This is a genomic window from Pseudooceanicola aestuarii (assembly GCF_010614805.1).
GTDB lineage: Bacteria > Pseudomonadota > Alphaproteobacteria > Rhodobacterales > Rhodobacteraceae > Pseudooceanicola > Pseudooceanicola aestuarii.
Map to the genome: position 1 here is coordinate 2,318,899 of NZ_JAAFZC010000001.1, position 26,074 is coordinate 2,344,972.

General features: G+C 67.2%; 26 protein-coding genes. 14 read left to right on the plus strand and 12 right to left on the minus strand.

What is annotated here, in order from left to right; all coding sequences use genetic code 11:
* Positions 1-147: 147 nt before the first annotated feature.
* The 7 genes from infC to G5A46_RS11055 form a co-directional block, all read right to left on the minus strand.
* Positions 148-693 (minus strand): translation initiation factor IF-3, encoded by a 546-nt coding sequence (gene infC, locus G5A46_RS11025; RefSeq protein WP_163849990.1) that lies wholly within the window; start codon positions 691-693, stop codon positions 148-150.
* A 155-nt stretch (positions 694-848) separates the two neighbouring features.
* On the minus strand, positions 849-1,718 hold the full coding sequence (locus G5A46_RS11030; protein ID WP_163849438.1) for a ferredoxin--NADP reductase: 870 nt from the start codon (positions 1,716-1,718) through the stop codon (positions 849-851).
* A 55-nt stretch (positions 1,719-1,773) separates the two neighbouring features.
* On the minus strand, positions 1,774-2,193 hold the full coding sequence (locus G5A46_RS11035; protein WP_163849439.1) for a DUF934 domain-containing protein: 420 nt from the start codon (positions 2,191-2,193) through the stop codon (positions 1,774-1,776).
* A complete protein-coding gene (locus G5A46_RS11040) occupies positions 2,190-2,948 on the minus strand; it encodes a phosphoadenylyl-sulfate reductase (protein WP_163849440.1) in 759 nt (252 codons plus the stop codon). The genes G5A46_RS11035 and G5A46_RS11040 overlap by 4 nt, the downstream gene beginning before the upstream one ends.
* A complete protein-coding gene (locus G5A46_RS11045; protein WP_163849441.1) occupies positions 2,941-4,623 on the minus strand; it encodes a nitrite/sulfite reductase in 1,683 nt (560 codons plus the stop codon). The genes G5A46_RS11040 and G5A46_RS11045 overlap by 8 nt, the downstream gene beginning before the upstream one ends.
* A gap of 1 nt (position 4,624) precedes the next feature.
* Positions 4,625-4,927 carry a DUF2849 domain-containing protein gene (locus tag G5A46_RS11050; protein ID WP_163849442.1) on the minus strand — a complete coding sequence of 101 codons (303 nt, stop codon included), beginning with the start codon at positions 4,925-4,927 and terminating at the stop codon, positions 4,625-4,627.
* Complete coding sequence (locus tag G5A46_RS11055; protein WP_163849443.1) at positions 4,927-5,922, minus strand: siroheme synthase; 996 nt, start codon at positions 5,920-5,922, stop codon at positions 4,927-4,929. Before G5A46_RS11055 ends, G5A46_RS11050 begins: the two co-directional genes overlap by 1 nt.
* Positions 5,923-6,081: 159 nt before the next feature.
* Between G5A46_RS11055 and G5A46_RS11060 the strand changes: the two genes are divergently transcribed.
* Complete coding sequence (locus tag G5A46_RS11060) at positions 6,082-6,564, plus strand: Lrp/AsnC family transcriptional regulator (protein WP_163849444.1); 483 nt, start codon at positions 6,082-6,084, stop codon at positions 6,562-6,564.
* Between the two features lie 25 nt (positions 6,565-6,589).
* Here the strand turns inward: G5A46_RS11060 and G5A46_RS11065 are convergent, their stop codons facing one another.
* A complete protein-coding gene (locus G5A46_RS11065; protein WP_163849445.1) occupies positions 6,590-7,765 on the minus strand; it encodes a cytochrome P450 in 1,176 nt (391 codons plus the stop codon).
* Positions 7,766-7,833: 68 nt separating this feature from the next.
* Between G5A46_RS11065 and G5A46_RS11070 the strand changes: the two genes are divergently transcribed.
* From G5A46_RS11070 to G5A46_RS11120, 11 genes are all read left to right on the plus strand, one after another.
* Positions 7,834-9,681: a sensor histidine kinase gene (locus G5A46_RS11070; protein WP_163849446.1), complete on the plus strand. Its 1,848-nt coding sequence runs from the start codon at positions 7,834-7,836 to the stop codon at positions 9,679-9,681.
* 72 nt (positions 9,682-9,753) lie between these two features.
* Entirely contained in the window at positions 9,754-10,980 is a 1,227-nt protein-coding gene (locus G5A46_RS11075; protein WP_420821356.1) for a sigma-54-dependent transcriptional regulator, read from the plus strand.
* A complete protein-coding gene (locus G5A46_RS11080) occupies positions 10,977-11,606 on the plus strand; it encodes a hypothetical protein (RefSeq protein ID WP_163849448.1) in 630 nt (209 codons plus the stop codon). Before G5A46_RS11075 ends, G5A46_RS11080 begins: the two co-directional genes overlap by 4 nt.
* A 257-nt stretch (positions 11,607-11,863) precedes the next feature.
* On the plus strand, positions 11,864-12,865 hold the full coding sequence (locus G5A46_RS11085) for a DctP family TRAP transporter solute-binding subunit (protein WP_163849449.1): 1,002 nt from the start codon (positions 11,864-11,866) through the stop codon (positions 12,863-12,865).
* A 451-nt stretch (positions 12,866-13,316) separates the two neighbouring features.
* Positions 13,317-14,027, plus strand: coding sequence for a TRAP transporter small permease (locus G5A46_RS11090; RefSeq protein ID WP_163849450.1), 711 nt, complete (start codon positions 13,317-13,319; stop codon positions 14,025-14,027).
* A gap of 3 nt (positions 14,028-14,030) precedes the next feature.
* Positions 14,031-15,848 carry a TRAP transporter large permease gene (locus G5A46_RS11095; protein WP_163849451.1) on the plus strand — a complete coding sequence of 606 codons (1,818 nt, stop codon included), beginning with the start codon at positions 14,031-14,033 and terminating at the stop codon, positions 15,846-15,848.
* A 133-nt stretch (positions 15,849-15,981) separates the two neighbouring features.
* The gene (gene ccmA, locus G5A46_RS11100) at positions 15,982-16,599 is read left to right on the plus strand and encodes a heme ABC exporter ATP-binding protein CcmA (protein WP_163849452.1); all 618 of its coding nucleotides are present in this window, start codon (positions 15,982-15,984) and stop codon (positions 16,597-16,599) included.
* A complete protein-coding gene (ccmB, locus tag G5A46_RS11105; RefSeq protein ID WP_163849453.1) occupies positions 16,596-17,252 on the plus strand; it encodes a heme exporter protein CcmB in 657 nt (218 codons plus the stop codon). The genes ccmA and ccmB overlap by 4 nt, the downstream gene beginning before the upstream one ends.
* 40 nt (positions 17,253-17,292) lie before the next feature.
* Positions 17,293-18,024 (plus strand): heme ABC transporter permease, encoded by a 732-nt coding sequence (locus G5A46_RS11110; RefSeq protein WP_163849454.1) that lies wholly within the window; start codon positions 17,293-17,295, stop codon positions 18,022-18,024.
* Positions 18,024-18,176, plus strand: a complete 153-nt coding sequence (gene ccmD, locus G5A46_RS11115) for a heme exporter protein CcmD (protein WP_420821357.1) — start codon at positions 18,024-18,026, stop codon at positions 18,174-18,176. The genes G5A46_RS11110 and ccmD overlap by 1 nt, the downstream gene beginning before the upstream one ends.
* Entirely contained in the window at positions 18,169-18,744 is a 576-nt protein-coding gene (locus G5A46_RS11120) for a DsbE family thiol:disulfide interchange protein (RefSeq protein ID WP_163849456.1), read from the plus strand. The genes ccmD and G5A46_RS11120 overlap by 8 nt, the downstream gene beginning before the upstream one ends.
* Here G5A46_RS11120 and G5A46_RS11125 read toward each other — a convergent pair.
* Positions 18,741-19,460, minus strand: a complete 720-nt coding sequence (locus G5A46_RS11125; RefSeq protein ID WP_163849457.1) for an SDR family NAD(P)-dependent oxidoreductase — start codon at positions 19,458-19,460, stop codon at positions 18,741-18,743. The genes G5A46_RS11120 and G5A46_RS11125 overlap by 4 nt on opposite strands.
* 173 nt (positions 19,461-19,633) lie before the next feature.
* Between G5A46_RS11125 and G5A46_RS11130 the strand changes: the two genes are divergently transcribed.
* Positions 19,634-20,533 (plus strand): DMT family transporter, encoded by a 900-nt coding sequence (locus tag G5A46_RS11130; RefSeq protein WP_239520768.1) that lies wholly within the window; start codon positions 19,634-19,636, stop codon positions 20,531-20,533.
* On the opposite strand, the gene G5A46_RS11135 is transcribed toward G5A46_RS11130, so the two are convergent.
* Both G5A46_RS11135 and acnA read right to left on the minus strand, forming a co-directional pair.
* A complete protein-coding gene (locus G5A46_RS11135; protein ID WP_163849458.1) occupies positions 20,490-21,137 on the minus strand; it encodes a class I SAM-dependent methyltransferase in 648 nt (215 codons plus the stop codon). The genes G5A46_RS11130 and G5A46_RS11135 overlap by 44 nt on opposite strands.
* Positions 21,138-21,287: 150 nt before the next feature.
* Positions 21,288-24,065 (minus strand): aconitate hydratase AcnA, encoded by a 2,778-nt coding sequence (gene acnA, locus G5A46_RS11140; RefSeq protein ID WP_163849459.1) that lies wholly within the window; start codon positions 24,063-24,065, stop codon positions 21,288-21,290.
* Positions 24,066-24,333: 268 nt separating this feature from the next.
* Between acnA and G5A46_RS11145 the strand changes: the two genes are divergently transcribed.
* Entirely contained in the window at positions 24,334-25,044 is a 711-nt protein-coding gene (locus tag G5A46_RS11145; RefSeq protein ID WP_239520769.1) for a DUF1223 domain-containing protein, read from the plus strand.
* A gap of 142 nt (positions 25,045-25,186) precedes the next feature.
* Here the strand turns inward: G5A46_RS11145 and G5A46_RS11150 are convergent, their stop codons facing one another.
* Positions 25,187-26,071, minus strand: coding sequence for a lysophospholipid acyltransferase family protein (locus G5A46_RS11150; protein ID WP_204318729.1), 885 nt, complete (start codon positions 26,069-26,071; stop codon positions 25,187-25,189).
* Positions 26,072-26,074: the final 3 nt, after the last annotated feature.

Genomic DNA, 26,074 nt, shown 5'->3' on the forward strand with positions numbered 1-26,074 from the left:
TGCGGTCCGCGCCTGTCGCGATGGTCCGCACCCCGCCCCGTGTCCCGCGGCCATAGCGCCACCCGAAAACGCCAGACGCCCCCGGCCAGAGGCGCAGGGGCGTCAACAACTTGCTCCGGTGCGTCCCGGACGGTGCCGGGCGTCGGATCAGCGGCTGATCGGGCCGACCATCATGATCATCTGACGGCCTTCCATCTTGGGCATGTTCTCGACCTTGCCCAGATCCTTGACGTCCGCTGCGACGCGTTCCAGCAATTCCTTGCCCAGGTTCTGGTGCGCCATTTCGCGGCCACGGAACCGCATGGTGACTTTTACCTTGTCGCCGTTTTCCAGGAACTTGATCACGTTGCGCATCTTCACGTCGTAATCGTGGGTATCGGTGTTGGGGCGGAACTTCACCTCCTTCACCTCGATCACTTTCTGCTTCTTGCGCGCTTCGGATTCCCGCTTCTGCTGTTCATATTTGAACTTGCCGAAATCCATGATCTTGCAGACCGGCGGATTGGCGTTCGGCGAGATTTCGACAAGGTCAAGCCCCGCCTCTTCTGCCAGGGCCATGCCACGGGTCGGAGTGACGACTCCGACATTTTCGCCGTCCGCCCCGATGAGGCGGATTTCATTTGCACGAATTCGGTCGTTGACGCGCGGTCCGGTGTCACGGGTGGGCGGCGCGTTGTGAGGTCTGCGAGCTATCTTTTTCGTCCTTTGATCGTTATCCGGTGTGAGGCGGGAAGGTAGCCACCAAGGCCCCGCCTTTCAACCCGCAATCGAGCCAAAAGCGGGGGATCGGCCCTGAGAGCCGCGCTTTTTTACCGTGACGGGCGCGGGATCGGCGCCCGTCGGGCCATTCAGTCGACAAAGGCCTTTTCGACCACGTATTCGGCCGGGTCGGAATTCGCGCCTTCGCGCAGGCCATACCCTTCCAGCAATTCCTTGATCTCGATGTTGAAGGCCAGATTGCCGCAGACCATGGCGCGGTCGGTGCCCGGTTCGATCGGGGCGATGCCCAGATCGGCATAGACTTCGCCGGATCGCATCAGGTCGGTGATCCGGCCCATCTTCGCGCTCTCCTCCCGGGTGGTGGTGGGGTAGTAACGCAGCTTGCCCAGGTTCTCGCGGCCGATCAGCTCTTCCAGCAGGTCGTCGTTGCGGATCGTCTCGATCAGCTCCGCGCCATAGGCGAGTTCCCCGACTTCCCGGCAGGTATGGGTCAGGATGACTTCTTCGTAATCCTCGAAGGTCTGGGGATCGCGCAGCAGGGAGGCAAAGGGCGCGATGCCGGTGCCGGTGGCGAACAGCCACAGACGCTTGCCCGGCAGCAGCGCGTCATGCACCAGCGTGCCCACCGGCTTGGGGCGCAGCACCAGGTCGTCACCGACCTGAATATGCTGCAAGCGCGAAGTCAGAGGCCCGTCCTGCACCTTGATCGAGTAGAATTCCAGCTCCTCGTCCCATGAGGGGGAGGCGATGGAATAGGCGCGCAGCAGCGGGCGGCCATTGTCGCCCATCAGCCCGATCATCACGAATTCACCCGAGCGGAAGCGCAGCGATTGCGGCCGCGTCACCCGGAAGGAAAACAGCCGGTCGGTCCAGTGACGCACGAAAGTCACCTTCTGCGTGTCGGGCAGTGCCTTGGGTTTGGGCGCGGCGGCGGTGGGGGTGGCGGCAGCGGGGGCGGCCGCGTCGGTCGGTTGGGTCACGGCAGGTGCCTCGTTCATCTCTACCTCGGAGTCCTGAGCGGTTTAGTCGGAATTGGAGCGGATTTCCAGCGTCTCAGCCGGCGCTCAGCCGCGACTGATAGTCATGTGTTTGCCAGGCGGCGCGGAACACCCATTGCTCCTGCGGCTGGCGCGCCGCCAGCTCGGCAGAGATCGCGACATCGTCGAACCCCGAGCGCCGCGCCATGGCGTATTGATCGGCGATGACATGGCCGCGCGCCCGCAGGTGCCCGGCATAGCCGCGCAGGCGCAGCCGCCGCGCGATGGTAAAGCCGCGGCCATCGGCGAAGCTGGGGAAATCCACCACGATCATGTCGGCGTCCAGCGGCGCGGTGTCGGGATCGGCGTCGGAGCACAACTCCACCACCGACAGCGGTGCGCCGCCCTTGGGATCGACGGCGGCAAATCCCGCATCGGTGACGATGACATGGTCCGCCACGGCGGTTTCGGGGGTCTGGTCGGGGTGCGCAGTCATGCAATCGGTCCTCTCACCACGCGGCCATCGACGATATGGATGCCGCATTCTTCCTTGTTCTGTCCACGCCAGCGTCCGGCGCGGGGATCTTCGCCCGGCGCCACCGGCGAGGTGCAGGGCGCGCAACCGATGGAGGGGTAGCCGCGGGCCACCATCGGGTGACGCGGCAGGCGGTTCTCCTCCATGTAGGCGCGCACGTCCTCGGGCGCCCAATGGGCCAGGGGGTTCACCTTGATCCGGCCCGGGCCGTCGGCCTCGAAGAAATCCAGCGCGGCGCGCGATCCGCTCTGGAACCGCTTGCGTCCGGTGATCCAGCCATCGAAGCCGGACAGCGCCTTTTGCAGGGGCCGGGTCTTGCGCAGGTCGCAGCAGGCATCGGTATCGCGCTGGTTCAAGGTGCCGTCGGGATCTTCGGCCGCCATTGCCGCATCGCTGGCGCGGATGATGCGCACATCGCGCAGGCCCAGGCGTTCGGACAGGTCCTGCTGGTATTCCAGCGTTTCGGTGAACAGCATCTGCGTGTCGATGAACAGCACCGGCGTGGCCGGATCGATGACCGAGACGAGGTGCAGCAGCACCACCGATTCCGCCCCGAAGGACGACACCAGCGTCAGCCGGCCGGCCTGCGGATCGCGCAGCGCGCCGTCCAGCACGGCGGTGGCGCTGTGGTGGCGATAGCGGGCGTTCAGGGCCGCGATCCGCGCCGCCTGTTCGGGCGGTGCGGGGGCAGCCACGTCAAGGGCGGCTTCAGGCATGGGCCGGTTCCCGCGTCTCTTCCGCAGGAGCCTCGTAAAGCGCGGCCTTGAAAGGATCGGCGCCCACGCGGCGATAGGCCTGAAGGAAGGTCTCCCCCGGATCGCTCCGCAGGTCGAGATAGGCCATCAGGATCCGCTCGATGGCATCCGTGATCTCGTCATAGGCAAAGCCCGGCCCGGTGCGGCTGCCGATGGCCGCGTCCTCCGTCCCGTCGCCGCCCAGGGTGATCTGGTAGTTCTCCACCCCCGCGCGATCCAGGCCCAGGATGCCGATATGGCCGACGTGATGGTGCCCGCAGGCGTTGATGCAGCCCGAAATCTTGATCTTCAGCGGGCCGATGTCATGCTCCAGCTTCATGTCCTCGAACCGGCGAGCGATTTCCTGCGCGACGGGGATCGACCGGGCGGTCGCAAGGGCGCAGTAATCCATGCCGGGGCAGGCGATGATGTCGGAGGCCAGTCCGATGTTGGCCGTCGCCAGATCCGCATCGCGCAGCGCACGATACAATGCGGGCAGGTCGGACTTGTGCACATGGGGCAGCACGATGTTCTGCTCGTGGCTGACCCGCAGCTCGTCATGGCCGAAGCGTTCGGCAAGATCGGCCATCACGCGCATCTGCGCGGAGGTCGCATCCCCCGGCGTGGCCCCGTGTTTCTTCAGGCTGATGGAGACGATGGCGTAACCTTCGGCCTTGTGCGGCGTCAGGTTCACATCGGCCCAGGCGCGGAACACCGGATCGGTCTGGTAGGCGGCCTCGAACAGGTCCACCGGCGCATTGCGGAAGGCGGGCGGGGCGAATTGCGCCTCGATCCCGTCCAGCATCTGCTGATCCACGCCCGAGAACAGCGGCCGCAGCTGGGCAAACCGCGCCTCGACCTTCTCCCGCACCGTGTCGATGCCGTTTTCATGGACCGTGATCTTGATCCGGGCCTTGTACTTGTTGTCGCGGCGGCCCAGCAGGTTGTAGACGCTGACGATGGCCTCAAGGTAGGGCAGCAGGTCGGCCTTGGGCAGGAAGTCGCGGATCACCTTGGCGATCATCGGGGTGCGGCCCAGACCGCCACCCACCAGAACCTCGAACCCCGGTTCCCCGGCGGCGTTGCGCACCATGCGCAGGCCGATGTCATGGGCGCGGGTGACGGCCCGGTCGCGAGGGCTGCCGGTGACGGCGATCTTGAACTTGCGCGGCAGGAACTGGAATTCCGGGTGGTCGGTGGACCATTGGCGGATCAGCTCGGCCACAGGGCGGGGGTCTTCGATCTCGTCCCGGGCGGCGCCGGCGAAATGGTCCGCCGTCACGTTGCGGATGGTGTTCCCCGAGGTCTGGATGGCGTGCAGCTGCACCTCCGCCAGCGCGTCCAGGATATCGGGCACATCGGGCAGCTTCGGCCAGTTGTACTGGATGTTCTGGCGGGTGGTGAAATGGCCATAGCCCTTGTCCCAGCGGTCGGCGATCATCGCCAGCTGGCGCATCTGGGCGCTGCCCAGCGTGCCATAGGGTATGGCCACGCGCAGCATGTAGGCATGCAATTGCAGGTAGAGCCCGTTCATCAGGCGCAGCGGCTTGAATTCGTCTTCCGTCAGCGATCCGTCGATGCGTCGCGCCACCTGGGCGCGGAACTGGGCGTTGCGTTCGGCCAGAAAGGCCGCGTCGAAATCGTTGTAACGATACATGTCAGTGCTCCGCCTGTTTTCCGTGGAAGTAATTGGAGGGGCCGGTGCGCCGGAACTCCTCCCGGAAATGGGTAGGTTGGGGGCCGTCGGCACCCTCTGCCATGTCGGCAAGGTAGGGGCCGACGACCTGATCGGCCTGGCGTGCAGCGTCCAGCAGGCGCAGGTCGGCATGAGCTTCGTCGGTCAGGATTTCCGCCTCCGCCAGATGGCGGGTCCAGACATCGGCTGCGGTGAAATAGACCACGTCGCCCTCAAGCAGGGCGTTGGCGGTGATGACTTTGGGTGTGAACGGGCGGCGGGCCATCAGGCGGTTTCCCTCAATTCTGCGGTGTCTTGGGCCGGAAGGCCGGGGATGATCTGGGTGTCGATGCCGGTGGCGCGACAGGCGGCCACCAGCGTCTGGGGCAGGGATGTCGCCCCGAGGTAGAGCACATGCGCGCCCCCCCGCGTCTCCCCCGCCAGCAGCGCGTGCAGCGGCGGAACCTCGGGCGTGCCGGAGAGTGACACGAACTTCGCTTCGCGGCGGGCCAGCTCCAGCACGGCGGGGGCGATCGCGGCGTCGTGTACCACCACATCGGCGGCGGCCAGCGCCTTGCGCGCTTTCAGGGTCATCAAGTCCGGATCGGGCGAGCCGGTGAAGGACAGGGTGATCCGCGCCGCGCGGGTCCAGCCGGCCAGATGCCTGTCACGCAGATCGCGCAGCGCGTCGGGCAGGTCGGAGCCGGCGGCCAGGGCGGCGGGGCCTTCGTGGTCGAACCAGTCGGCCCAGAATTCCCGCCGGGCGCGGCCATGGGGCAGGGCCTCCGCCTCGGGGCGAAACGCCTGGGCGGCACGGGTCAGGGCAGCAGTTGCGGCGGGCAGGCGTTCTTCCAGTTCTGCCTTGATCTTGCGGGCCAGCATGGGGGCGGCGCCTTCGGTGCCGATGGCGATGGTCAGCGGCGCGCGGTCCACCATCGCAGGCGTGATGAAGGCCGAGCCGTCCAGATCATCGACGATATTGCACAGCACCCCTGCCGCCTGGGCCAGCGCGGCGGTGCGCGCATCGCGGCGCACGTCCTCGTCGGCGGCATAGACCAGCGTGGCCCCGGCCAGGGCGCCGGCATTCAGCGGTGCATCGGTCAGGGTCAGCCGGCCCTGCGTGGCCCAGTTCCGCAATTCTGCTGCCGGGTGGGCGGCATGCACGGTGACCCGGGCGCGGGTTTTCAGGATCAGCCGCAGTTTCGCGAGCGCGGCATCGCCGCCGCCCGACAGGACGACATGGGCGCGGTCCATATCCACGAAGATCGGAAAATGACGCATGCTCTGGTCCTCCATTGCGGTCCCCGGATTGAAGCGTTGACTTGTCTACAAGATAGGAAATATTCCCGATCTGACGCCATGGGGGCGGGGAAATAAGAACGCAGTTCCAACGTGCCGTCCGCGATGGGGGGGCGTTCCATGACAAGGGGGAAACCGGGGATGACGGCCCGACTAGACGAGATCGACCGGAAAATCCTTTTGCAGCTGCAAAGCGACGCGGCGCAATCGTTGGATGACATCGCGCGCAAGGTCGGGTCGTCGAAGACGCCGGTCTGGAACCGGATCCGCAAGATGAAGGAGGCCGGGGTGATTGGCGCGCAGGTCGCCCTGCTGGATGCCGAGACCTTGGGATTCGACGCCTGTTTCTTCGTGCTGATCCGCACCTCGGAACACGAGGCGGAGTGGCAGACCCGCTTCCTGCACGCCCTGCACAATCGGCCCGAGGTGATGGAGGCCCACCGCCTGGCGGGCGATATCGACTATATCCTGAAGGTCCGGGTCAGGAACGCCCGCGCCTACGATGCCTTCTACCAGGCGCTGATCTCGGAGGTGCGGGTGCATAATGTCACCGCCCTGCTGTCGATGGAGGAGATCAAATCCACCACCGAATTGCCTCTGGCGACGTTGGACGTGTCCGGGTAGGGCGGCGCCCTGTCTTTGACCTGTCTCAGCAGTGGACCATCAGCCGTTCCAACCCGTGGAAATGGTACAGGTCGGCATAGCGCGGCGGCTCTGCCAGGGTCAGGCCGGGGCAGCGTTGCAGCAGGACGGGCAGGGCGACGCGCAGCTCCAGCCGGGCCAGCGGCGCGCCGATGCAGAAATGCGCCCCGGCGCCAAAGGCCAGGTTGGCCTGTACAGGCCGGCCGGGATCGAAACGGTCGGGATCCTCCCAGCGGGCCGGGTCGCGGTTGGCCGCGCCCAGCAGGCAGGCGATGCTGTCACCACGTTGGAACCTGTGGCCCTGCACCTCCACATCCTGATGCGCGATCCGGGTGAACATGTGCAGCGGCGGATCGTGGCGCAGGATCTCCTCCACCGTGCCGTCCACCCGGTCCTCCGTCAGCCAATGCGCCGGATCCGGAAGGCCCAGCAGCGCCTTCACCCCGTTGCCGATGGTGTGCACCGTGGCCTCGTGCCCGGCGTTCAGCAGAAGGATGCAGGTGGTCACCAGCTCTTCCCGGCTGAGGCGGGCGCCGTCCTCCTCTGCCGCCAGCAGGCTGGAAATCAGGTCATCGCCCGGCGCGTCGCGGCGCTGATCGGCATAGTCGTTGACAAAGGCCGCGAACTCGGCGGCGGCGCGGGCGGCGCGGTCCTCGATCTCGCGGGTGCGGCGGGCCTGGTACATCGCGACCATGTCGTTGGACCAGCGCAGCAGCTGGGGGGCCATGTCCTCGGGCACGCCCAGAAGACGGGCGATCACGATCACCGGCACCTGGGTGGCATAGGCGGGGATCAGGTCGAAATCGCCCTCGGGAAAGGCATCGATCAGATCGTGGCACAGCTGCGCGATCTCGGGCGCCAGCCCGGCGATCCGGCGCGAGGTGAAGGCCCGCAGCACCAGCCCGCGCAGGCGGCGGTGCACATCGCCGTCCAGTTCCAGCATGGAATGGTCCTCAACCGCGTAGAAGGGCGCCAGGTGATCGGGCACCGGCGCGCGCAGATCGGCGGGCACCTCGCGGCCAAAGCGACGGTCGCGCAGGATGGCGTTGGCTGCATCATAGGTGAAGGCGGCGGGCATGTCGTACTCGGCCCAAGTGCAGACCGGCGCAGGCGCGGTGCGGTAGAACGGATACGGGTTCTGGACGAAATCGGGATCGGTGGGCGATTGATGCAGCATGGTCATGCCAGATCCATATCGCGGGAACTGGCCAAGGCAAGCCCCCGCGCGCTAAACCAAGAGCCGGAGGTAGGATGTCGCGACGTCTCATGATCTTGGCCCTGTCGCTGTGCGGCGTGGCGGTCTTTGCCACGCTGGTCTGGCAATCGGCCTATCGCCAGGCGCTGACGCCGTTGGCCGAACGGGGCCGGGCCGACCTGGCGCTGGCCGTGGACCGGCTGAACGGCCAGTTGCAACGGTATCGCGACCTGGCGGTGCTGATGTCCGATCACCCTGTGCTGGCGCGGCTGGCGCGGGGGCAGGGCGACGGGGCGGCGGCGGATGCGCTGCTGCTGGCCGCCATCGACCGCACCGGCGCGCTGAACATGATCTATGCGGGGCGCGACGGGCGGGTGCTGGCCGCGGCCCGCCCGCTGTCGGTCGCGTTGCGCGATGACATCGCCGCCGATCCGGCCTTCGAACGGGCGATGACCGGGGCGCTGGGGATCTCTCACGGGATCGACCCGGCGACGGGCGGGCGGGCCTATATCTATGCCGCGCCCAGTTTTGCCGCCGATGGCGGGGTGACGGGGGTATTGTTCGCCGTGGTGAACGTGGACCTGCTGGAACAGGCCTGGCGCGGGGATCGCCCGGCGGTGCTGTTTGTGGATGCGCAAGGGGAGGTGTTCATCACCAACCGCTCCGAGATCCTGGGCTGGCGCCGCGCCGCGGGGGAGGCGGGGTTGAACCCGCCCGGTGGCCGCGTGTCCCGGATGACCGCCCGCCAGGTCGCCGGTCACGAGATCTGGCAGCTGGATTGGAGCGTCTGGCTGCCGCGACGTGCCCTGCACCTGGCGCGGGATCTGCCGCAGATCGGGATGCGGGCGGAGGCGCTGATCGACGCCGGCCCGGCCTTCCGCCTGGCGGGGCTTCAGGCGGCGGTGGTCGCGCTGATCTGCGTCATTTTCGGCGCCGCGCTTCTGGTCGCGGCAGAGCGGCGGCGGGCGCTGGCACAGGCCAACCAACTTCTGGAAAGTCGCGTGGCCGCCCGCACGGCAGAGCTGTCGGGCGCCAACCTGGCACTGCGCCGCGAGGTGGCAGAGCGGGAAGAGGCCGAGCAGGCGCTGAAACGCGCCCAGGCCGAACTGGTGCAGGCGGGCAAGCTGTCGGCGCTGGGCCAGATGTCCGCCGGGCTGAGCCATGAGCTGAACCAGCCGTTGATGGCGATCCGTCAGTTCGCGGAGAACGGCGCCCTGTTCCTGGACCGCGACCGCCCGGAGCAGGCGGCGCAGAACCTGACCCGCATCGCCGAATTGTCGGGCCGGATGGGCCGCATCATCCGCAACCTGCGCGCCTTTGCCCGCCAGGAAAGCGAACCGGTCCGCCGGGTCGATCTGGTCGCGGTGATCGACAGCGCGCTGGAGATGACGGAGGCGCGGCTGAGCCGCGAGGGCGTGCAGCTGCGATGGAACCGTCCCACCGGCCCGGTCTGGGCGATGGGGGGGGAGGTTCGGCTGGGCCAGGTACTGGTCAACCTGATCACCAATGCGGCCGATGCCATGGCCGGCCAATCGCACAAACGTCTGGACATCCTGCTGACCGACGCCACGGGCGGGGAGCCGGAGGTCGCAGGCCCGGCCATCCGCATCCGCGACACCGGTCCCGGCATCGCCGCGCCGGAGCGGATCTTTGACCCGTTCTACACCACCAAGGAGGTCGGTGCCTCCGAGGGGATGGGCCTCGGACTGTCGATCTCCTACGGGTTGGTGCAAAGTTTCGGCGGCGCGATCCGGGGCGCCAACCATCCCGACGGCGGGGCGGAATTCACCGTGCAACTGGCGCCCGCCATCGCGCGCGGGCCGGACGGCGGGTCCGAAGACGGGCCGGACAGGGGGGTGAATAGGGGCCGGACGTCGGCCGGAATGACTGGCCGGAATGACTAGGCCGAACGACAGGGCCGAATGATGGGGCCGAAGAAAGGCCCGGACGACGGGCCGTGACGAAGAGAGGCGGGGATGCGCATGGGCAAGGTTCTTCTGGTGGATGATGACGCAGCGGTGCGGGAGGCGCTGTCGCAAACGCTGGAGCTGGCCGAGATGGAGGCCATCGCCGCCGCCTCCTTTGTGGAGGCCAAGGACCGGCTGACGCCCGAATTTGACGGCGTCATCCTGTCCGACATCCGCATGCCCGGCCGCGACGGGTTCCACCTGCTGGACTACGTGCTGGGCCGCGATCCCGAATTGCCCGTCGTCCTGCTGACCGGAGAGGGTGACATCCCCATGGCCGTCTCCGCGATGAAGAAGGGGGCGTTCGGGTTCCTTGAAAAACCCTGTGCCACGGCGGAATTGCTGCCCGTGCTGGAACGCGCGCTGAAAACCCGCGCGCTGGTGCTGGAGAACCGGCGGCTGAAGGCGCAGCTGGAAACCGGCGATCCGGCGGCGCGGATGATCTTCGGCTCCTCCGCCCGGTCGGAGACCCTGCGCGACCAGGCCCGCCGCGCCGCCGCCGCCGGGACGGAGGTGCTGGTCACTGGTGCGCCGGGTGCCGGGATTCCCAAGGTGGCGGAGGTTATTCACCTGTCCTCGCCGACCGCGCAGCGCCCCTTTGTCAAACGTTCCGCCGCCGGGCTGACCCGCGAGGATTTCGAGGCGGCCACCCGGGAAGCGGCGGGCGGGGCACTCTATCTGGACGAGGTGCAACGCCTGTCCGAAGACCTGCAATTCGCCCTCGCCGAACGGCTGGAGCAGGGGTTGGGCGCGCGGTTGATCGCAGGCAGTACCGAGGCGCTGCAACGCGCGGCGGAGAGCGGCGCGTTCAACACCGATCTCTACTACCGTCTCGCCGTGGTGGAGGTGCATATCCCCGCGCTGTCCGCCCGGCCGGAAGACATTCCCGTGATGTTCCGCCAATATGTCGCGCAGGCGGCCGAGCAATCGGGCCTGCCCGCCCCGGAGGTGACCGAAGACGTGATCGCGGCATTGATGGCCCGCGACTGGCCCGGCAACGCCCGCGCCCTGATGAGCGAGGCGATGCGCCTGGTGCTGGGCGTCGGCAGCGCCTCCCCATCCGAGGAACTGGGCCTGACCGACCAGATGGCGCGCATCGAACGCTCCCTTCTGGCGGCGGCCCTGCGCAAGTCCGGCGGCCGCGCCGCACAGGCCGCCGAGGCCCTGAAACTGCCGCGCAAGACGCTTTACGACAAGCTGACCCGCTATGGCCTGAAACCGGAGGAGTACCGATGACCGCGGAAATGGACGCCGAAGGGGACATGGATCTCCCCTATTTCGAAACCGACCCGCAACAGGATGTTCTGGTTTCCCTGCGGGAGGTCTCCTTGCAGGTGCGACGGGTTCGGGATGGCGAGCATCAGGCGTGGAAATGGGCCGTGATCGCGATGGCCTGCGCCTTTACCTCCAGCTGTGTCTGCATTCTGTCTGGAACCGCCGGGGTCGGGGCGTGGGAATATAAAGAAGAAATCAATAAGTTCTTTGAGGCTTTTCCTGCTGACGGGGGCCCTTTGGGGCCCCTGCCGCAAGACCCGTTTGTCGGTGGTTGGATCATCCTTTTGGACAGGTTGCAGGGCAACAAGCGCCACGAGCATGCCGGAGGGGTCTACAAGCTTGATCAGGATGAGAACGAATGCCTCAAGTCGCTGATGCAGCAGCGGAACGGCTTCGTTCACTTCGGCCCTGAGGGGAAGATAGTATTTCACTCCTATTTCCCGCCCATCCTCCTTTCCGTTCTTGGCGTTCTTGACCGGATCACCACCGATGACTGGGGGTTCCACTATTTCGACGATGCGGAACGCGAGGAGATGGCCACCTTGCGGGGCGCCATCCGGGCGGATCTGGAGGCGCTGGCGGGCTGACGGGCGGCCGGAGATTCGCTCGGCGCGCTGTGCGAAAATCCGCACAAAGCGGTTGCGGGGCGTGTGAGAATCCGCACGGGACGGTATCAGGCACCGGGGTGGGCGCATCAACTTCCCCGCCAAACCCCTTGAAATAAAGCGTAGAACCGGGTTCGAGCATCGCCTGCTCACTTTCTCTTGATCACGCGCCGTGCAGGGCCGACGCTGCCAGCCGCAAGGGACAACCCCTGACCAATGCTCTCGGGAGGAGACATATCATGAAATTCCTGACCACGGCCGCCACCGCGCTGGCCCTGTCCGTGACCGCCACCGCCGGTTTCGCCGCCTGCGACGATGGCGAGATGGTGATCAAGTTCAGCCATGTCACCAACAACGACCGCCACCCCAAGGGGATCGCCGCCTCGCTGCTGGCGGAGCGCGTCAACGAGGAGATGAACGGCACCGCCTGCATGGAGGTCTATCCGAACTCCACCCTCTACAATGACGATCAGGTGCTGGAGGCGATGTTGCAGGGCGACGTGCAGCTGGCCGCGCCGTCGCTGTCGAAATTCGAAACCTTCACCAAGCAATACCGCATCTTCGATCTGCCCTTCATGTTCAAGAACATCGATGCCGTCGATGCCTTCCAGAACTCCGAGACCGGGCAGGCGATGAAGGACGCGATGCAGCGCCGGGGCCTGCAAGGGCTGGCCTTCTGGCACAACGGGATGAAGCAGTTTTCGGCCAATGTGCCGCTGGAAGCGCCGGGCGATGCCGCTGGCCTGAAGTTCCGCGTGCAGCCCTCGGACGTTCTGGTCGCCCAGATGGAGGCGCTGGACGCCTCCCCCCAGCCGATGGCCTTTTCCGAGGTCTATGGCGCGTTGCAGACCGGCGTGGTGGACGGGCAGGAGAACACCTGGTCCAACATCTACGGACAGAAGTTCTTTGAGGTTCAGGACGGCGTGACGGAAACGAACCACGGCATCATCGACTACCTTGTCGTGGCCTCCGTCGATTGGCTGGACAGCATGGATGCGGAGCCGCGCGATCAGTTCCTGACCATCCTCGCCGAGGTGACGGAAACCCGCAACGCGGAAAGCTTTGCCGTCAACGAAGAAGCCAAGAACGCGATCGTCGAGGCCGGCGGCACCGTGCGCCAGCTGTCCCCCGAACAGCGGGAGATGTGGGTGAACGCGATGAAACCCGTGTGGGACCAGTTCATGGATGACGTGGGCGAGGAGAACGTCGCCGCCGCGCAGGAGATCAACGCGCAGAACTGATCGTAGGGGACCGCGCCGGGGGGCCGAGATGTCCCCCGGCGCGGACCGGACCGCGACCCGGCCCCGCTTGCGGGGATAGGGCCGGGCCGCGGGACCGGGCCTAGGCCGGGACGGATCGTCTGGCGTGTCTGTGGCCGGCCCCTTGCGCCTGAACTGGTGCGGGGATCGAACGGAAGGCCGGAGGAACGATCAACTTGCGGTCCTGGCCTCGGAGCCGGACCGATGGCGTGATCCGCCGGCGGGCATTCCGGGCCGGGAGCTTCAGGAGCCGGAGTTTTCAAGAGCCGGAAGGCTCAGGGCCGGGCCTTGCGGGGCCAGGCTTTTCACAGGGCAGAACACGGGGCCCCCGGGCAGCGCGCTTGCGCGCATCACCCGGATCCCACCCGGACCGCCAGCGACGGGGCCCGCAGGATCGCAATGGCGCAATGAACGCATCGACGGGGTAGACGCGATGACCCACCGCAACGACACGGCCGCCACCGGCCGCCTGGGCCGGATTGTCACCGGGTTGGAGGAAACGGCCATCGCCGTGCTTCTGGGCCTGATGACGCTGGTCACCTTCATCAACGTGGTGCTGCGCTACGGGTTCAACGAATCGCTGATCTGGGGGCTGGAGGTCACGTTGATCCTGTTTGCCTGGCTGGTGATCTTCGGCGTCAGCTACGGGGTCAAGGTCACCGCCCATCTGGGTGTGGATGCCGTGATCTCCCTTCTGCCGGGGCGGGGGCGCCGGGCGGCCGCGCTTCTGGCGGCGGCGGTCTGCCTTCTTTACGGGGTGCTGCTGATGAAGGGCGCGTGGGATTACTGGGCGCCCTTTGCCGGGCTGGAACAGACCACCGGCCGCTGGTTCCCCACCGGGCTGGCAGACGGTACGCGGGATCGCGCCTTCTATGTTACCGATCAGGTGCCGATGCCGGCGATGTTCCGGTTTCTCGAAGACCTGATCAACTACGGCGAGGAATACGACAAGCTGCCCCGCGTGATCCCCTATGTGATCCTGCCGCTGGGCGTGGCGCTGCTGTTGTTCCGGCTGATCCAGGCCACGATCGGCGTGCTGCGTGGTACCCGCGAGGCGCTGATCGTCAGCCACGAGGCCGAAGACGCGCTGGCCGATGTGGTCGCCGCCCGCGACGCCGAAACCGTCACCAGCCAGGAGCGCTGAACCATGGATGTTGTCCTTCTTTTCGGCATGGTCGTCGGCCTGCTGCTGATCGGCGTGCCGATCGCGATTTCGCTGGGGCTCAGCTCCATCCTGTTCCTGCTGATGTTTTCCGACACCTCGCTGGCCTCCATCGCGCAAAGTTTCTACCAGGCGATGGCGGGGCATTACACGCTGCTGGCGATCCCGTTCTTCATCCTGGCCTCCTCCTTCATGTCCACCGGCGGGGTGGCGCAGCGGATCATCCGGTTCTCCATCGCGCTGGTGGGGCATCTGCCCGGCGGGCTGGCCATCGCGGGCGTGGTGGCCTGCATGATGTTCGCCGCGCTGTCCGGTTCGTCGCCCGCGACGGTGGTGGCCATCGGCACGATCGTCATCGCCGGGATGCAGCAGGTCGGCTATTCCAAGGATTTCGCCGCCGGGGTCATCGCCAATGCGGGCACCCTGGGCATCCTGATCCCGCCCTCCATCGTCATGGTGGTCTATGCCTCCGCCACCGACGTGTCGGTGGGGCGGATGTTCCTGGCGGGGGTCATTCCCGGCCTGGTCGCGGGCGGGATGCTGATGGCCACGATCTACGGCATCGCCAAGCTGCGCAACCTGCCCAAGGGTGACTGGCTGGGCTGGGGCGAGGTCATGGATTCCATGCTGGAGGCGGGCTGGGGCCTGTTCCTGATCGTGATCATCCTGGTGGGCATCTACGGCGGCATCTTCACACCGACAGAGGCCGCGGCGGTCGCCTCGGTCTATGCCTTCCTCGTGGCGATCTTCATCTATCGCGACATGGGGCCGCTGAGCCGCCGCAAATGGCTGCCCGAGGGGCGCGAAGCGACGGATCTGCTGGGGTTCCGCGTCGTCGGGTTCAGCCTGGTGAACGCGATCCTGTGGCAGATGATCGCCGTTGTCTCCGACGCGCTGGATGCCGGGGATGCGGCGCTGATCGGGGTGGTGTTCATTGCCGTGGCCATTGTGGCCGGGGCGCTGATGTCGCTGGCCGCGCGGCGCGGGATCCTGCGCGGCATGGCGACGGGACTCTTCGCGGTGATGGGCGTGTTGCCCTGGCTGTGGTTCATGGCCAGCGCCGTCATGGGCCAGGGTGTGGGTCTTTGGCCGGGCCTTGCCATGGCGGTGGCCGGGCTGGTGGTCTGCTGCCTGCCGCCGGCGGTGTTCCTGTTCGCATTGTCGCGCGGGGCACAGGGGCTGGCGGGGGTCGGTGGCAGCTATGCAACCAGCCTGGCGCGCGGCGCGGGTCTGGTGGTCAAAGGCAATGTGGAGAACGTGATCTGGGCCATTCCCAGCCTGTTCTCCCGCGCGACCCGCGACACCCTGTTCGAGGCCGGGAAGCTGACGATCACCCTGATGTTCATCATCGCCAACGCCCTGATCCTGAAGCACGTGCTGACGGATGAGCAGATCCCGCAACAGATCGCCTCGGCCATGCTGGCGGCCGGGTTCGGGCCGATCATGTTCCTGGTGATCGTGAACGTCATCCTGCTGATCGGCGGCCAGTTCATGGAGCCGTCGGGGTTGATCGTGATCGTCGCGCCGCTGGTCTTTCCGATCGCGATCCAGCTGGGGATCGATCCCATTCACCTGGGCATCATCATGGTCGTGAACATGGAAATCGGGATGATCACGCCGCCGGTGGGGCTGAACCTGTTCGTCACCTCCGGCGTGGCGGGGATGCCGATGATGCGCGTGGTCCGCGCGGCGCTGCCCTTCCTGGCCGTGCTCTTCGTGTTCCTGATCCTGGTCACCTATGTGCCTGCGATCTCCACCTGGTTGCCGATCCTGATGATGGGGCCGGAGATCATCACCAATTGACCGGGGCCCATGGCGGCGGCGCCCGCTGGTCGGGGCGACCGACCGGCATGGGGGCCGGCCAGCACGAGAGCCGATGCACAGCGACGGGCGGCGCGGGGTTTCCGCGCCGCCCGCTGCGCGCTATGGGGGGCGCATGGAATTGAGGGTCACGGATCTTGCTGTCGCGCGTGGCGGCCTGCCGGTGCTGGAAGGGCTGGGTTTCGCCGTGCCCGCCGGGACGGCGCTGGTCCTGCGCGGGCCCAACGGGGCGGGCAAGACGACGCTGCTGCGCACGCTGGCGGGGCTGCAGCCACCGCTGTCGGGCCACGTCTCCGCCCCGGCCGAAAGCGTGGCCTATGCCGGCCATGCCGACGGGATCAAGCAGGCGCTGACCGTGGCGGAGAACCTGGAATTCTGGGCGCGGGTCCACGGGCGGCGCGACATCACCCCGGCGCTGGCGGCCTTTGACCTTGGGGCGCTGCGCGACCGTGCGGCGGGCAGCCTGTCGGCGGGTCAGGCACGGCGGCTGGGGCTTGCGCGGCTGGTGGTGACCGGCCGCCCCGCCTGGGTGCTGGACGAGCCGACGGTCTCGCTCGATACCGCGTCGGTCGCGCTGTTCACGGCGGCGGTGCGGTCGCATCTGGCGGGCGGCGGGCTGGCGGTGATCGCCACCCATATCGACCTGGGCCTGGCCGAGGCGCAGGTTCTGGACGTGGCGCCCTTTCGCGCGCGCCCCCGGCTGACGCGGGACTTCGACGAGGCCTTCCTGTGATCGCCCTGCTGATCCGCGACCTGCGGCTGGCGGTGCGCGCCGGGGGCGGCTTTGGCCTGGGGCTGGTGTTCTACCTGATCCTGGTCGCACTGGTGGCCTTTGGCGTGGGGCCGCAGACCGAACGGCTGGCCGGGATCGCGCCGGGCATCCTGTGGGTGGGTGCGCTGCTGGCCTGTTTGCTGTCGCTGGACCGGATCTTTGCCCTGGACCGGGAGGACGGATCGCTGGACCTGCTGGCCACCGCGCCGCTGCCGCTGGAGGGGGTCGTCGCGGTCAAGGCGCTGGCCCATTGGCTGACCACCGGCCTGCCGCTGGTGGGCGCGGCGCCGGTGCTGGGGGTGCTGCTGTCGCTGCCGGCGGCGGGGCAGGGGTGGCTGATGTTGTCGCTGCTGCTGGGCACCCCGGCGCTGAGCGTGATCGGGGCCTTCGGTGCTGCGCTGACCGTGGGGTTGAAGCGCGGCGGGCTGCTGCTGTCGCTGCTGGTGCTGCCGCTGTATGTGCCGGTGCTGATCTTCGGCGCCGAAGTCGCCCGCCGCGGCGCCGAGGGCATGGTCCTTCAGGCGCCACTGCTGCTGTTGGCAGGAATAACCTGCGGCACTGTGGCGCTGCTGCCGTTTGCCGCCGCAGCGGTCTTGCGGGTCAACCTGCGATAATGTGAATGTGCGCCACGATCGGGATAGGGTAGGGACAGGCATGGCCTCCATCTGGGAATATGCGAACCCCAAAAAGTTCATCGACACCGCCGACCGGCTGCTGCCCGTCGTGGCGGTGCTGGCGGCCGTGGCGCTGGCGGTGGGGCTGGTCTGGGGGTTCTTCTTCACGCCCGAGGATTATCGCCAGGGCGCGACGGTCAAGATCATCTATCTGCATGTGCCGGCGGCGCTGATGGCGATCAACGCCTGGCTGATGATGCTGGTCGCCTCGTTGATCTGGCTGGTGCGGCGCCACCATGTCAGCGCGCTGGCCGCACGCGCGGCGGCGCCTGTGGGGGCGGTGATGACGGTGATCGCCCTGGTGACGGGCGCGATCTGGGGGCAGCCGATGTGGGGCACCTGGTGGGCCTGGGATCCGCGGCTGACGTCGTTTCTGATCCTGTTCCTGTTCTACCTGGGCTACATCGCCCTGTGGTCCGCGATCGAGGATGACGATACCGCCGCCGACCTGACCGCCATCCTGTGCATGGTGGGATCGGTCTTTGCGGTGCTGTCACGCTACGCGGTGAATTTCTGGAACCAGGGGCTGCATCAGGGCGCCTCGCTCAGCCTCGACAAGGAAGAGAACGTGGCCGATGTCTTCTACCACCCGCTGCTGGTCTCCATCGCGGGCTTCGTGCTGCTGTTCCTGGCGCTGGTGCTGTTGCGCACCCAGACGGAGATCCGCGCCCGGCGGATGCGCGCCCTGCTGCGGCGGGAGCGGATGACGTGATGCCGGAACTGGGGAAATACGCCGCCGAGGTGCTCAGCGCCTATGGGCTGTCGCTGCTGCTTCTGGCGGGGGTGACAGGGATCAGCCTGTGGCGCGCACGGCGCGTGCGGGCGCGGCTGGACGAGGTCGAGAAACAGGTGAAACATGGCTAAGCTCTCTCCGCTCATGATCGCGCCGCCGGTGATCTTCGCCGGTCTGGCCGCGGTTTTCTTCATCGGAATGCAGCGGGAAGACCCCGATGCGCTGCCCTCGGCCCTTGAAGGGCGGGAGGCGCCCGAAGTGGTGCTGACGCAGCTGGGCCCGTCGGAGCCCTTCGGCGACGAGGCGTTGCGCGCGGGCGAAGTTGCCCTGGTGAACTTCTGGGCCAGCTGGTGCGCGCCCTGCCGGGTGGAACATCCCAACCTGACCGAACTGGCGGAGGCCGGGCTGCCGATCTACGGCGTCAATTACAAGGACGAGCCGGACAAGGCATTGGCGTTCCTGAAAGAACTGGGCGACCCCTATTCCGGGATCGGCGCCGATCCGCAGGGCCGGATGGCGTTGAACTGGGGCCTCTACGGCGTGCCGGAAACCTATATCGTCGATGGCGACGGCACGATCCTTCTGCGCTTTGCCGGGCCGCTGACCGACCGGGTGGTGACCGACCGCATCCTGCCCGCGCTGAAAGACGCGGGCGTCAGCCTGCCTGCGCGCGCGCCCGCCGAGAGCGACCGGAGCTAAAGCCGGAAGCCTCCCGTTACCGGCAGGACCGCGCCGGTCATCGCCCCCGCTCCTGGCGACAGCAGGTAGCGGACGGCGGAGGCAATCTGGTGATCTTCGGGCAGGTGATCCAGCGCCATTTCCGCCAGGAACTTCTGTTGCAACTCGGCCGGGCGGGGGGCGTGGTCGCGCTCCACCGCGCCGGGGGCGACGGCGTTCACCCGAATGCCGCGCGGGCCGAGCGCCTTTGCCAGGCCGATGGTGGCATTGTCCAGCGCCGCCTTGGAGGCGGAATAGGCCAGTGCGCCGGCGGCGGGAAAGCGGGCGTTCATGCTGGTGATGTTCACGACACTGGCGCCGGGGGCCAGCTGGTCCAGCGCGGCGGCGACCAGCGCCAACGGCGCCATCAGGTTGACCCGCATCACGGTCTCCGCCGCCTTGGGGTCGAAGCCGTCGATGCCGCCTTCGGCGATGGCCCCGGCATTGTTGACCAGCCCCGACAGCGGCCCTACGGCGGCCACCGCCTGCGCGACCACGCGGGCCGGGGCGTCCGGGTCGGTGAAATCGGCCCGGATGCAGGTGACGCCGCGCGCGCTTAGCGCCTGTGCCTCCGCATGGGCGCTGTGCCAGGTGATGACGACACGGTGATCGGGGATCAGCGCCTCGGCGATGGCGCGGCCGATGCCACGGGCGGCGCCGATGACCAGGATGGCGGGGCGGAGGGTTGAATCTGACATGCCGCCATCAGGCCCCGCCCGACCCGGCGGCACAAGCGCCTTTTGCCGCAGGTGCCGCAATTGCGGGGGTGCGGCGCCTGATGGATTGCCCGGTGGGGGGGTGGTTGATATGCCCGCCCGGTGCCCCTGCTGGTCGGGCGCCGCCTTCCGCCGTTTCCCGAACAGGACGCCCCATGGACACGCAACTGGCCCCCGCCCGCCCGGACAACCTGCGCGGCGCGCTATGGATGATCGCCGCCATGGCGGCCTTCGCCGTCGAAGATGCGCTGTTGAAAGGCGCCTCCCGCACGATACCGGTGGGGCAGATCCTGGCGATGTTCGGGCTGGGGGGCACGCTGATCTTTGCCGCGGTGATGGCCGCGACGCGACAACGGTTCTTTCCGGCGGAGGCGTTTTGCCGGCCCATGCGTCTGCGTGTCCTGTTCGAGATCACGGGCCGGATCTTCTACCTCATGGCGATTTCGCTGACGCCTTTGTCGGCGGCGACGGTGATCCTTCAGGCGACGCCGATCGTGGTGGTCGCCGGCGCCGCCCTCGTCTTTGGGGAGACGGTGGGCTGGCGGCGTTGGACTGCGATCTGCATCGGGTTGCTGGGGGTCGTGGTGATCGTGCAGCCGGGGACCGACGGGTTTTCCCCCCTGTCGTTGTTGGCGATCCTGGGTATGTTGGGCTTCGCCTGCCGGGATCTGGCGAGCCGCGCGGCGCCGGCCGCGCTGGGGACGGCGCTGCTGGGGTTCTACGGCTTTGCCTCCTATGTCCTGGGCGGGGTCGGCTACGCGATCTGGCAGGGGGTGCCGCCGGTCTGGCCGGGGGGCGCCGACCTGGCGGCGCTGACCGGCGCGGTGCTGGCGGGGACAATGGCCTATGCCTGCCTGATGAAGGCGATGCGCACCGGTGAGATTTCTGCCGTGACGCCCTTCCGCTATACCAGGCTGATCTTCGGCATCCTGCTGGGCGTGCAGATCTTCGGCGAGACGCTGACCCCGGCGATGCTGCTGGGATCGGGGCTGATCGTGCTTTCGGGCCTGTTCATCCTGGCACGCGGGCGCCAGGCCCCTGCCGCGCCGCGATAGGGCCGACGCGGCGCGCCAGCCAGACGGTGCGCCCGCCGCAGGCCGGGTCTTCCTCCCCGTGCCGCAGCAGGGCGAAACCGTGGCGGGCCAGCAGGCGGCGGGTCTCCTCCGGGGACAGGCTGGCATGGTACAGCGGCGCCCCCCGGAACCGCCCAAGGGCCACTCCCGCGCGCGGACCAGAGGTGAACATCAGCGCCGCACCGGGCGCGGCATGGGCCGCGATGCGCGCCATCAGCCGGCGTTGATCGGCAGGTGCCAGGTGGAACAGGCTGTCCCAGGCCAGGATGCCGTGAAACCGCCGGCCCATGGCCAGCCGGCGCATGTCCCCCAGGTGCCAGTGCGCAGCCGGCATCCGTTGCCGCGCCAGGCGCAGCAGCGGGGCGGACGTGTCTACCCCGGTGACCCGTGCGCCCCGCGCCAATAGCGCCCGCGCCAGCGGATCGCCCGCGCCACAGCCCAGATCCAGCACCGCCGCCCGCGCGGGCAGGGCGGCCACGAAGGCCGCCAGCCAGTCCCGTTCGACCAGCGCGCGGCTGCGCAGCCGGTTCCAGTCAAGCCCGTGCCGACGGTATAGCGGGATGATCTGCTGCGAGATTTCGGACATCGCACCATCCAACCGTGCCGCGCCCCTGCCTGCAAGGTGACATAGGCCGCCAGGACTGCGAAAGGGCGCATCCAGAATGTGAAACGGCCCCCCGTGCGGAACACGAGGGGCCGAAAGGCCGGTGTCAGAACCGGGCGTGTGATCGTGTGATCAGGACGCCTTGGCCAGGTTGCGCAGCACGTAGTGCAGGACGCCGCCGTTCTCGACGTATTCCTTTTCGATGGCCGTATCGATCCGGCACTTCAGCTCGATCTCCGCCTTGGTGCCATCGGAATAGGTGATGGTGCAGGGCACGTTGGACAGCGGTTTAAGGTCGCCCTCCAACCCGGTGATGTCAAAGACCTCTTCGCCTGTCAGGTTCAGCGTCTTCCGGGTCGCGCCATCGGTGAATTCGAAGGGGATCACGCCCATGCCAACCAGGTTGGAGCGGTGGATCCGTTCGAAGTTCTCAGCGATCACCGCCTTCACGCCCAGCAGCGCGGTACCCTTCGCCGCCCAATCGCGGGAGGAGCCGGCGCCGTATTGCTCACCGCCGACAACGACCAGCGGCACACCCTGATCCTGCCAGGCCATCGCGGCCTCGTAGATCGAGGTCTGCGCGCCATCCGGGCCCTTGGAATAGCCGCCTTCGACCCCGTCCAGCATCTCGTTCTTGATGCGGATGTTGGCGAAGGTGCCGCGCATCATCACCTCGTGGTTGCCACGGCGGGAGCCGTAGGAGTTGAACTCCCGCACGGGAACCTGGTGATCGCGCAGGTATTGCCCGGCGGGGGAGCTTTCCTTGAACGAACCGGCGGGGGAGATGTGGTCGGTGGTGACCATGTCGCCCAGCAGGGCCAGCATCCGTGCGCCCTTGACGTCGGAGATGGTGCCCGCCTCCGGGGACATGCCCTGGAAATAAGGCGGGTTCTGCACATAGGTGGAGCCGGCGGGCCAATCGTAGACCTCGCTGTCGGTGGTCTCCACCTCCTGCCACTTCTCGTCGCCCTTGAAAACGTCGGCATATTTGGACTGGAAGGCTTCGCGCGTGACGGTCTTTTCCACCAGCTCGGCGATTTCCGCCTGGCTGGGCCAGATGTCCTTGAGGTAGACGGGGTTGCCGTCGCGGTCGGTGCCCAGCGGCTCCTTGGCGATATCGACATTCATGTCACCGACCAGCGCATAGGCCACCACCAGCGGGGGGGAGGCCAGGTAGTTGGCGCGCACGTCCGGGCTGATCCGGCCCTCGAAGTTGCGGTTGCCTGACAGGACGGAGGTCGCGACCAGATCGTAATCGTTGATCGCCTTGGAAATCGGCGCCTCCAGCGGGCCGGAATTGCCGATGCAGGTGGTGCAGCCATAGCCGACCAGGTTGAACCCGATGGCGTCCAGGTCCTCTTGCAGGCCCGCGGCCTCAAGATAGGCGGACACGACCTGCGAGCCGGGCGCGAGGGAGGTCTTCACCCAGGGCTTGCGGTTCAGGCCCAGGGCACGGGCCTTGCGCGCGACCAGGCCGGCGCCGATCATCACGTAGGGGTTCGACGTGTTGGTGCACGATGTGATGGACGCGATCACGATGGAGCCGTCATGCAGCTGATAGGCGTTGTCGTCGCTCTTGTACCAGCCCTTGCGGTGATGGCCCTCGTCGCCCGGCACGTCCTTGGGCTCCGGCGCGCCGCCTTCCCCTTCCCAGCGGACTTCGGCATTGGCCGATGCGTCCTTGCCTTCGCGCAGGCCCTTAATGAACTTGGCGAATTCTGTGGATGCCGAGGTCAGTGCAATGTAATCCTGCGGCCGTTTCGGGCCGGAGATCGCGGGCACGATGGTGCCCATGTCCAGGTGCAGCGTGTCGGTGTAGACCGGCGCGTAATCCGCATCCCGCCAGAAGCCGTTTTCCTTGGCATAGGCTTCGACCAGCGCGATCCGGTCCTTGTCGCGGCCGGACATCTCCATGTAGCGCAGGGTCTCGCCGTCGATCGGGAAGAAGCCGCAGGTGGCGCCGTATTCAGGGGCCATGTTGGCGATGGTCGCGCGATCCGCCAGCGGCAGGCTGTCCAGCCCGGCACCGTAGAATTCGACGAACTTGCCGACAACGCCCTTTTCGCGCAGCATTTCGACAACCTTCAGCACCAGGTCGGTGCCGGTGGTGCCTTCGACCATCTTGCCGGTCAGCTCAAAGCCGACGACTTCGGGCAGCAGCATGGAGATCGGTTGCCCCAGCATTGCCGCCTCGGCCTCGATCCCGCCGACGCCCCAGCCCAGCACGGCCAGGCCGTTGACCATGGTGGTGTGGCTGTCGGTGCCCACCAGAGTGTCGGGATAGGCCACCGTTTCACCGTTCTGGTCGGTATCGGTCCAGACGGTCTGGGCCAGGTATTCCAGGTTCACCTGGTGGCAGATGCCGGTGCCGGGGGGCACGACGCGGAAGTTCTCGAACGCGCCCTGGCCCCATTTCAGGAACTGGTAGCGTTCCATGTTGCGTTCGTATTCGCGGTCCACGTTCATCTGGAACGCGCGGGGATTGCCGAATTCGTCGATCATGACGGAATGGTCGATGACCAGGTCGACGGCGTTCAGCGGGTTGATCTTCTGCGCATCGCCGCCAAGGGCCTTGATCCCGTCACGCATGGCAGCCAGATCGACCACCGCCGGGACGCCGGTGAAATCCTGCATCAGGACGCGGGCGGGGCGGTAGGCAATCTCCACGGGGTTCTTGCCGCCGTTCTTGCCCCAGTCGGAAAAGGCCTTGATATCCTCGACAGAGACGGTCTTGCCGTCCTCAAAACGAAGCATGTTCTCCAGCACCACCTTCAGCGCGGCGGGCAGCTTGGCGAAATCGCCCAGCCCGGCCGCTTCGGCTGCGGGGATGGAGTAATAGGCGACGCTTTGATCGCCGACCGTCAGCGTCTTGCGCGTCCGGCTGGTGTCTTGTCCGACTTGAATGGGCATGGGGTGGCTCCCTTTCGGCATGGAATGAGGGTACTGCTGGCCCGCTTCTGCATCATCGCCGGAATGCAATCAAGGGGGCGTTCTCAAAAAAGGTATGCCATTGTACACAGAAGGCAAGGCAACCCGCCGGGCGGGCGGGGCGAACCCGGGGGGGCATGCCGATCACGCCCGATCGCTGCGGGATCACCGGCGCGTGTCTCGCAAAACCTTGATTGGTTATTTCAATCTGTCGGTTCTACCTATTCTGACGACCGAAGGGGAACGGAGTATGACGGCAATGATGGCGCGACTGGCCGCGATGGCGTTTGCAGGAATGATGGGCGCCATGCCACTGGCCGCCGGGGAGCGGGGGCCGATCGTGGTGGAATTGTTCACCTCGCAGGGGTGTTCCAGCTGCCCGCCGGCCGACGCCCTGCTGGGCGAATTGTCGGATCGCGGCGATGTCCTGCCGCTGGCGCTGCATGTGGATTACTGGGACTACCTGGGATGGAAGGATGTCTTTGCCTCTCCCGCCTATTCCAAGCGCCAGAAAAACTACGCCCGTGCCGCCGGCCGACGCATGGTTTACACGCCGCAGATGATCATTGGCGGGGCAGGGGCCGTGGTCGGCACCCATCCGATGGATGTCGCCGACCTGATCCGGGTCGAGCGGGAGCGGGAGGTGAACCTGTCGCTGAAGATCGCCGCCGCCGGGCAGGGAACGTTCCGCGTGGCGTTGCGCAATGGCGGCGATACCGGGCCCTATGTCGTGCAGTTGGTGCATTTCGAACCGCATGAGCTGGTGGAGATCCGTACCGGCGAGAATGCGGGAGAAAAGATCGGCTATTCCAACATCGTGACCCATTGGCAGGTGCTGAGCCATTGGGATGGGGCCGCCCCGCTGGAGCTGACCGTCTCTCCCGCGCAGGACCGCCCCGGCGCGGTGCTGGTGCAGCGCGAAGGCCCCGGCGTGATCGAGGCGGCGGCGCGCCTGCCCTGAGGCGCGCGCAGGGCGCGGGTCGGCTTGGCCCCCTGAGGGAGGGGACGTGTCGGTTAGAGGGCCGCGCCGGCGTTTTCGCGCCGTCACTGCGCGGTTCGGCCGGGGCGGGATCTGACGGGATTGCCCCGACCTTTCCTCGCGGTTATTTCCAGCGGCGGTGAATCCAGAACCATTGTTCGGGATGAGCTTCGGTCATGCGGGCGAGGCTGTTGTTCAGCGCCTGGGTCATCTCTTCGGCGGTGCTGTGGGTCACCGGGTCTTCGACCAGCACGCGGAAAGTCAGGCCGTCGGGCTGGCGAATACCGTAGATCGGCACAAGCAGTGCGTTGTATTTCAACGCCATTTCCGCCGCGGACAGGGCTGTCATCGCGGGCTGACCCAGAAAATCCAGCGGCGCGCCGGAGGCGAAATGCTGATCCCCCAGCATGGCAAAGGCCCGCCCCTCGCGCATGAACCGTACCATTTCGGCCAGCCCCCTGCGGCCACGGGCGAACATCGGTTCCGCCACGCTTTCCATCGCGTCGACGTAGTGGCGATTGAAATAACGGTTGTTCATCGGCCGGTAGAGCGCGCCAACCTCGCCGTAGCGCAGCGACATCGCGGCACGGAAGGCGTCGTAATTGCCGAAATGCCCCGAGACGAACAGCACGGCGCGCCCTTCGGCGCGGGCGGTATCAACGGCGGCCAGGCCGGGGCCCTCCGGGACCAGGTCGCGGATGCGATTGCGGAACTGGCGGCCGGAATAGATCTCGATCAGGGTTCGGCCGGCATTGTCGGGCACGGCCTGCTCCAGCTTGCGGATCTCGTCTTCGGGCAGGTCGGGCCAGACCAGCGCCAGGTTGTTGCGGATGCGGCGGCGCCAGCCCGCCAGCGGCGCCACCACGCGCGACACCAGCCCGCCCATGAACCGCACGCGCAGCCGGTAGGGCAACGCCAGCGCCAGCAGCAGCAGCCCGCGGAGGGCCAGGTTCAGGGCGTATTCACCCAACCGCACGCGGCGGGACGGGCGGGCATCTTCGGCGGCCAAGGT